1 protein-coding gene is annotated in these 415 nt (G+C 66.0%); it reads right to left on the bottom strand.

Features of this window, described 5'->3' with window-relative positions:
• A partial coding sequence (locus tag DXD48_RS10290; protein ID WP_233514991.1) for a GDP-mannose 4,6-dehydratase occupies positions 1-415 on the bottom strand: 415 nt, incomplete at both ends.

Raw genomic sequence — 415 nt, 5'->3', positions numbered from 1 at the left:
TGAGGCCCCCGGCGAAGTCGGTGTGCGCCGGCCTCCAGCCGAGCTCGGTCTGCAGCTTGGTGGAGTCGATGGCGTAGCGGCGGTCGTGGCCGGGGCGGTCGGCGACCCAGTCGAAGTCCTCGGGGTCGCGGCCCATGGCCTCCAGGATCATGCGCAGGACGGTGATGTTGTTCTTCTCGCCATTAGCCCCGATGAGGTAGGTCTCCCCCGTGCGGCCCTTGGTGAGGATGTCCCAGACGGCCGAGGAGTGGTCCTCGGTGTGGATCCAGTCGCGCACGTTCTCGCCCTTCCCGTAGAGCTTGGGGCGCACGCCGTCGATTATGTTGGTGATCTGGCGCGGGATGAACTTCTCCACGTGCTGGTAGGGGCCGTAGTTGTTGGAGCAGTTGGAGATCGTGGTGCGCAGGCCGTAGGT

The sequence above is a fragment of the Collinsella sp. TM05-37 genome (genome assembly GCF_003436455.1).
Taxonomy (GTDB): Bacteria; Actinomycetota; Coriobacteriia; order Coriobacteriales; family Coriobacteriaceae; genus Collinsella.
Note: the sequence above shows the minus strand (reverse complement) of the source record. Positions and strands in the feature narration are given on the sequence as shown.